Here is a 6,778-nt window from a genome sequence, read left to right as displayed (position 1 = left end):
CCACCGCCCTCACCGCCCCGCGATCTTGCACTTTTTGTCGCCGCATATGGAATAAAAGACGCGTATCGGCGACCGAAAGTGCAAGATCGGCGAGGTCAGGTGAGGGCGATGGCGGAGAAGAGAGCGCCGTGCGGATCGCGGAGGGCGGTGATACGGCCGGCCGGGATGTCGCGGGGCGGGACCAGGACGGTGCCGCCCAGGGCGGCGGCGCGGGCCGCGGTGGCGTCGGCGTCGGCGACGGAGAAGTAGACGGTCCAGTAGGCCGGGGAGTCCGCCGGGAACTCGTCGCCGAGCGGCGGCATCATGCCGGCCACCATGCGGTCGCCGAGCCGGAAACCGATGTAGGCGAGCTGCCCCATCGGCTCCTCCTCGGGCTGCCACCCGAAGACCAACTCGTAGAAGGCACCCGCTGCCTCGGGGTCGGGGGTGACCAGCTCGGTCCAGCTCATCGCGCCGGGAACGTCGAAGACCTCGGCACCGGCAAAGGTCATCGGCTGCCAGACGCTGAACGCGGCCCCGGCCGGGTCACTGAAGACCGCCATCCGGCCCCGGTCGAAGACCTCGAAGGGCGGCACCACCACCTGCCCACCGGCCCGCTCCACCCGGCTGGCGACCAGGTCGGCGTCGTCGGTGGCCACGTACGTCGACCAGATCGGCACCTGCTCCGGCACGGCCGGCGGGCCCACACCGGCGACGGCCCGACCGTCCAGCAGGAAGACGGTGTACCCGCCCGCCTCCGGTTCGGGGTCCACCCGGCCGGTCCAGCCGAACAACTCCGGATAGAACCGCCGGGCGGTGTCCAGCCCGGGTGTGGCCAGGTCGGCCCAGCAGGGCGTACCTGACGAAACGCTGCCCACGGCCACCCCTTCCCCGTACCCGGGCGGCCCGCGGGCCCGGACCACCCCTTCCGGCATCGTGGCATCACGTGCCCGCCGCGCGGGGTGCGAACGGGGCGAATGTCAACTGAACCGGCGACCCTCGTCCCGCCGGTACGCCCACGCCGCCAGCGCGGCCAGCACCACCAGCCACACACCGAGCATGACGAGCGACAACGGGTTCACCGCATAGTCGCCGACCGCCGCCCACATCAGCTCCGCGGCGCCCCGGGTGGGCAGGTACGGCGCGATCGCCTGGATGAAGCCGGGTGCCTGATCCGGGGCGGAGAGCAGCCCGCCACCGAAGGCGAGCGGGAAGAAGATGAGCTGGGCCACCACGATCGCCGCCTTGCTCGGCAGCGCGTACCCGATGCTCAGCCCCATCAACGTGAACGGCACCGAGGTCACCCCCACGGTGACCAGTGCCAGCAGGAACTTGCCCGGCGTGATCCGGGCCTCGGTGAGCGTCGCCGCGATGATCACCACGGGTATCAGCGATAGGTAGGTGATGACCAGCCCGGCCATGATCCGGCCGGCGAAGCGCGGCGCCGGCCCGGCCGGCAGCGTACGGGTGAACGGGTCCCAGGGCTGCGCCCGATCCTCGGCGACACCGATGCCGTACTGGAAGATGTTGGCGCTCATCACCGCGAAGGTGACCATCGACGCGGTGGCGAAGGTCGCGCCCACCGGATCCTTGCCGGCGAACGGCACCACGAAGAAGAGCATCGAGGCGGCCGGGAAGAACGCGCTGCCGACGATCGCGATCGGGATCCGGACCGTCTCCAGCAACTGGTAGCGCGCATGGGTCAGAGCGAGTGGCACGGTGCTGGTCTCCTCAGGCGGCTGCTGGTTCGGCGGTGGTGATGGCGAGGAACGCCTCCTCCAGCGAGGTCGGTCGCACCTCCAGGTCGCGGAAGGCGACCCCGCTGGTGATCAGGTCCCGGACCAGTTGGTCGGCGTCGGGCGTGAACAGGTGGGTGCGACCGTCGACCCGCTCGACCCGGGCCACGCCGGGCAGCGCCGGCAGGTCGTCGACGGTCAGGCTGACCCGGCGTACGCCGACTACCGACCGGACTGCGTCGACGCTGTCGTCGGCCAGCACCCGGCCGTGGCCGATCACCACCACCCGCTGGGCCAGCGCCTCCACCTCTTCCAGGTAGTGGCTGCTCAGCAGCACCGTGCCACCGTCGGCGTGGAACGTCCGGATCGCCTCCCAGAGGGTGTGCCGGGCCTCCACGTCCAGGCCGGTGGTCGGCTCGTCGAGCACCACCAGCCGGGGCCGGCCGACGAAGGCGAGCGCCACCGCGAGCCGGCGCTTCTGCCCGCCGGATAGCCCACCGGTCTGCCGCCGGACCAGTTCGTTGAGACCGAACCGGTCGAGCAGTTCACCGCGTGGGATCGGCTCGGGGTAGTGGGCGCAGACGAAGTCGACCACCTCACCTACCCGCAGCGTGCCGGGCAGCCCGGTTTCCTGCGGGGTGACGCCGAGCCGGCGACGGCTGGCCGGGTCACGCGGATCGCCGCCGAAGAGTTCCACCCGGCCGGAGGTGGGGCGGCGCAGCCCGACCAGCAGATTGATCAGGGTGCTCTTGCCGGCCCCGTTGGGGCCCAGCAGGCCGACCAGTTCGCCCGCGCGGACGTCGAGGTCGACCTGGTCCAGGGCGAGGGTGTCGCCGTAACGGCGGCTGACCCGGTCAGCTCGGGCGAGGGTCACGGACGGCTCCTTCCAGGTGCTCGGTTACCGGTCTACCTGCTAGAGGCAAGCCGATCTACCTGGTAGAGGCAAGCCGACGGTCAGCCCAAGGGGGCGGGCAGCGGCTCGGCGTGCAGCACCGACAGCCGGGACACCGCCCGGGTGAGCACCACGTACAGCCGGTGCAACCCGCGCGGTTCGGCCGCCACCACAGCGGCCGGCTCGACGACGATGACGTGGTCGTACTCCAGGCCCTTGACCAGGGTGGCGGGCATCACGGTGACCGGCGTCGCGGGCTGCGGGTCGTCGGCGGTCGCGCTCGGCACGCCGGCCGCCGCCAGCGCCGCCCGCAGGTCGACCACCGCGTCGTCCGCGGCGATCACCCCGATCGAACCCTCGTGCGCCAGCGCCGCCCGGACCTCGGCCACCGTCGCCGCCGCCAGATCGGTCACGGTACGCACCACGAGTGCACCGTCGCGGCGCAGCGACTCGGCCGGCGGTACGTCGACGGAGAGCGCGGGCAGCAGCCGGTTGGCGAAGGCGAGCACAGCGGCGGGCACCCGGAACCCGACAGTCAACGGCACCACTGGTGCGTCGGGCTTGCCCAGGTGGCGCAGGATCTCCCGCCAGTCGGCGGCGGCCCAAGGAGCGGTCGCCTGGGCGAGGTCACCGAGCAGCGTGAGTGAGCCGTGTTCGCTGCGCCGGGCGATCACCCGGCACTGCATCGGGGAGAGGTCCTGGGCCTCGTCCACCACCACGTGCCCGTATCCGGTGGGGCGCTCCAGCAGGCCGGCCGCCTCGTCGATGAGCAGTGCGTCGGCGGCCGTCCAGCGGGTCGCCTTCGGCGTCCGCCCCAGCTTCGTGCCGCTCTTCGCCGACTTGCCGGCCACACCGGTCGGGTTCGGGCCGGCGGTGTTCGGGCCGGTGAGCAGGGCCTGTTCGGCTGCGGAGAGCAGGCCGTCGGCGGCGGTGGCGAGCCGGGCAGGATCGGTGTAGAGCGCGTGCACCAGGCTCTCCGGGGTGAGCGCCGGCCAGACGGCGTCCAGGAAGGCGGTGACCGGTGTGGACCGCCCCATCCGGCGTAGCCAGGCATCGCTCGGTGACTCCGCCCGCCGCGCCTCGGCCTGCCGTTGCAGCAGGCTCACCACCCGGGCCCGGACCCGTTCCCGGCCCACCGCGTACGGCAGTTGCTCGGCCCGGGTCTCCTGCACCAGGCGATGCAGCGGTTCCAGCCCGATCCGCCACCGGAACGAGCCGTCGGAGACGACTATCGCCTCGGCCGGCTCGCCGACGTACGCGTCCACCGCCCGTCGCAGCACCTCGGCCATCCGCCCGTCGTGCTTGATCATGGCCGCCGCCGGTGGATCCACCGCTCGTACCGCCACCCGGTCGACCAGGTCCTCGACTGTGGCCTGTGCGACCTCCACCTCGCCGAGGGCGGGCAGCACCGCCACGATGTACGCCAGGAAGGCCCGGTTCGGGCCCACCACCAGCACCTTGGACCGGCGCAACCGCTCCCGGTGCGAATAGAGCAGGTACGCGGCGCGGTGCAGCCCCACCGCCGTCTTCCCGGTGCCCGGCGCGCCCTGTACGCAGATCGAGTCGGCCAGGTCGGCGCGGACCAGCTCGTCCTGTTCGGGCTGGATGGTGGCGACGATGTCGCGCATCGGGCCGACCCGGGGCCGCTCGATCTCGGCGGTGAGGATTCGGCTGGTCGTACCGAGTTCCTCACCCCGGTCCAGGTGTTCGTCCTCGAAGCTGGTGAGCAGGCCGTCGCGGAAGCCGAACCGGCGTCGTACCGCGAGGCCCTGCGGGTCGCGGGCGCTGGCCCGGTAGAACGACCGGGACACCGGGGCCCGCCAGTCCAGCACCAGCGGCTCGCCCTGCTGGTCGGTGACGTGCCGACGGCCGACGTGATAGCGCCGGCCACGGTGTTCGGCGTCGGCGTCACCGAAGTCGAGGCGGCCGAAGAAGAGCGGCGTACGCGGGTCGTCGGCCAGCTCGGCCACCCGCCGGGCGAGGTGCCGGCCGAGTTGTTCGGCGGCGTACCGGTCACCGGCGACCTGGTCACCGGTGGCGAAGAGCGCCTCGGCGCGTTCCCGCATCCGGCGTAGCGCCGCGCGGGAGGTGTCCAGGTGTTCGCGTTCCGCGCTGAGGTCGGCGTCCAGGTCGGGTGCGGGCACGATGCGATTCCTCACGGGTAATCTGCTGCTCGCTCGCGTGTCCGGGGCGGATGGCCGGCGCCCGGCGCGGAAGACGTCCGCTGCGGTGCGTGCTCACCGCGGCCGTCAAGCGAACGACAACGGTACGCGCACCTCCGCTCGCCGCTCCACCGATTTTGATTCCGGCCGGGCAGCGTGGACCGCTTCTGCTGCTGTTCCGGGATCATGAGGGGATGACGGAGCCGCAACCCGAGCCGTCCCGGGTGACGATAAGCGACCCGCAGACGCTGCGCGCGCTCGCTCACCCGGCCCGGCTCGCGATCATGGAACATCTCGCGTCGACCGAGGGCGCGGTGACCGCCACGGAGTGCGCCGAGGTGGCGCGGCTGTCCCCGAGCGCGACCAGCTACCACCTGCGGGCGCTGGCCCGGTTCGGGCTGGTCGAGGCGGCACCGAGCCGGGGGGACGCGCGGGAACGGCTGTGGCGCAGCACTGTCCAGTCCTGGACGATCGACGCGGGTCGGGCCGCCGACCCGTCGGCGCGCGAGGCCGAGCGGAGCCTGGTGGAGGTCTTCCTGGCCCGAGAGTTGGAACGCAGCCGGGACTGGTTGCGCCGGGCCGCCGACGAGCCGCAGGAGTGGTACGACAACTCGATGCTCAACGAGTCGTTGTTGCTGCTCACGGCCGAGGAGTTGGCCGAGGTGAACCGTGCGGTGCTGGAGGTGCTGCGGCCGTACCGCAAGCGGAGCCGCACCGATCCGCCGCCGGGGGCCCGTCGGGTGGCCATCCAGTACAAGGCGCTGCCGCTGGACTGACGGGTCTTGCTCCCGCCAGATGTGAAGCATTACTTTCGAAGTATGTCTTTCACATCTGGCGGGTCGTCGCGTTGGACGGACGTGGGCCTCGCCACCGCCGCACGGGGCATCGCCACCTGCGGCGACTTCCTTGCCGCCACCACGCTGACGCTGACCCTCCAGTCGGCGGGCGCCGGTGGCACCGCCGTGGCCGGGGTGCTGCTGGCGGCCAGCCTGCCGCTGGTGCTGCTCGCCCCGTTGACCGGGCGGCTCGCCGATCGGGTGGACAGCCGGACCCTGCTGGTCGGCGCCGGCCTGGCCCAGTCGGCGATCTGCCTCGCGCTGGCGTACGCCGCACACCCGCTGCTGGTCGTCAGCCTGGTCGCGCTGCTTGCCAGCGGCCTGGCGGTCACCCAGCCGGTGCTCTCCGCGCTGATCCCCACCATGGTGCGCGCCGCCGACCTGCCCCGGGCCACCGCGCTCAACCAGACCGCCGGCACCCTCGGTGTGCTCGCCGGTCCGGCCGTGGCCGGCTTCCTGGTGGGCTGGTTCGGCAGCCGGGTGCCGCTGCTGGTGGGCGCGGCGAGCTACCTCGCGCTGGTGCTCGCCGGGCTGCTCATCCGTACCCGCCGGGGCGGTGCCCGGCCCGCGACGTCGGCGGCGTCCAGCGACACCGCGACCCCGGCCGGTGCCGGGGCGAACTGGCGTCTGCGCCACGATCCGCTGCTGCTGGCGATGGTGGCCACCCTGGCCGGGGTGATCGCGGCGGTCGGTGCGATAAACGTGATCGAGGTCTTCTACATCCGGGAGACGCTGGGTGCCTCGGCCTCCGTCTACGGCCTGGTGACCGGGGCCTGGCCCGTCGGCGTGCTCTGCGGTGCCTGGATCTTCGCCCGGCTGGCCCGGCGGTTCACCGACGACGCCGCCCTGGTGCAGGCCGGTCTGCTGCTGCTGGCCGGTTGCTGCCTGATGGTGCTGGTCTCGGTGGTGGTGCCGGTGGCGCTGCTGCTGGTGCCGATCTGGCTGCTCGGCGGAGTCTGCAACGGCGGCGACAACGTCTTCAACAACCTGGTGCTGGCCCGGCGGGTGCCGGAGGCCGCCCGCGGCCGGGCCTTCGCCGCCCTCGGCGCGGCGGTGCAGGGCGCGGCGATGGTCGGTTACCTCATCGGTGGGCTGCTGCTGGAAGTCAGCGAGCCCCGCCCCCTGATCGTCGCCTGCGGCACCGCCGGCCTCCTGGTCCTGCTCGCCTTCGCC

Annotated in this window: 6 protein-coding genes; 2 read left to right on the top strand and 4 right to left on the bottom strand. The window is 72.6% G+C overall.

From position 1 onward, the window contains the following. Positions 1 to 95: 95 nt before the first annotated feature. The 4 genes from C1I93_RS26885 to C1I93_RS26870 all read right to left on the bottom strand — a co-directional run bounded on the left by C1I93_RS26885 (position 96) and on the right by C1I93_RS26870 (position 4,751). Positions 96 to 857 (bottom strand): VOC family protein, encoded by a 762-nt coding sequence (locus C1I93_RS26885; RefSeq protein ID WP_111246074.1) that lies wholly within the window; start codon positions 855 to 857, stop codon positions 96 to 98. 102 nt (positions 858 to 959) lie between these two features. Next, positions 960 to 1,697: an ABC transporter permease gene (locus tag C1I93_RS26880; protein WP_111246070.1), complete on the bottom strand. Its 738-nt coding sequence runs from the start codon at positions 1,695 to 1,697 to the stop codon at positions 960 to 962. 13 nt (positions 1,698 to 1,710) lie between these two features. Further along, positions 1,711 to 2,589: an ABC transporter ATP-binding protein gene (locus tag C1I93_RS26875; RefSeq protein ID WP_111246069.1), complete on the bottom strand. Its 879-nt coding sequence runs from the start codon at positions 2,587 to 2,589 to the stop codon at positions 1,711 to 1,713. Between the two features lie 80 nt (positions 2,590 to 2,669). After that, positions 2,670 to 4,751, bottom strand: coding sequence for a HelD family protein (locus C1I93_RS26870; protein ID WP_420811711.1), 2,082 nt, complete (start codon positions 4,749 to 4,751; stop codon positions 2,670 to 2,672). Positions 4,752 to 4,963: 212 nt separating this feature from the next. Between C1I93_RS26870 and C1I93_RS26865 the strand changes: the two genes are divergently transcribed. Then, on the top strand, positions 4,964 to 5,545 hold the full coding sequence (locus C1I93_RS26865) for an ArsR/SmtB family transcription factor (RefSeq protein ID WP_111246072.1): 582 nt from the start codon (positions 4,964 to 4,966) through the stop codon (positions 5,543 to 5,545). 42 nt (positions 5,546 to 5,587) lie between these two features. Further along, positions 5,588 to 6,778: MFS transporter (locus C1I93_RS26860; protein ID WP_111246071.1), on the top strand; the 1,191-nt coding region annotated here is incomplete at its 3' end.

It is taken from the genome of Micromonospora endophytica (assembly GCF_003236305.1).
Taxonomy (GTDB): Bacteria; Actinomycetota; Actinomycetes; order Mycobacteriales; family Micromonosporaceae; genus Micromonospora; species Micromonospora endophytica.
The sequence above is the reverse complement of the archived record's forward strand: the minus strand, read 5'-3'. Positions and strand labels throughout refer to the sequence as shown.